Annotated in this window: 1 protein-coding gene; it reads right to left on the minus strand. The window is 69.1% G+C overall.

Features of this window, described 5'->3' with window-relative positions; genetic code table 11:
* A partial coding sequence (locus tag ACSHWJ_RS16000) for an IS3 family transposase (protein WP_432540113.1) occupies window positions 1–431 on the minus strand: 431 nt, incomplete at both ends.

Here is a 431-nt window from a genome sequence, read left to right on the forward strand (position 1 = left end):
TCGATGACCGCAGCCAGGTACAGCCAGCCTTCGTCGGTGGCAATGTAGGTGATGTCGCCGCTCCAGAGCCGATGGGGTGCCTCGGGGGTAAAGCGCCGCTGCACCAGGTCGGGCGCTACCGGCAGGCTGTGGCGGCTGTCGGTGGTCACGACGAACCGGCGGGGCGTCTTGGCCCGGATGCCGTGGCGCTGCATGAGCCGGCGAACCCGCTCCTTGCCCACCCGAATGCCGCGTGCCACAAGCTCTTTGTGCATGCGCGGCCAGCCGTATTCGCCTTTGACCTCGGCATGGATGGCGCGAATGTGCGCCAGCAGGGCTTCGTCGCTGTAGCGCGCTGCAGCGCGGCCGCCCCCGCCGCAGCCGCCACCCTGGCGGCGCAGCCAGTTGAAATACCCGCTGGCGCTGACCTGCAGTACCTCGCAGGAGAGGCT

It is taken from the genome of Methylococcus sp. S1M (assembly GCF_051295855.1).
Lineage (GTDB): Bacteria > Pseudomonadota > Gammaproteobacteria > Methylococcales > Methylococcaceae > Methylococcus > Methylococcus capsulatus.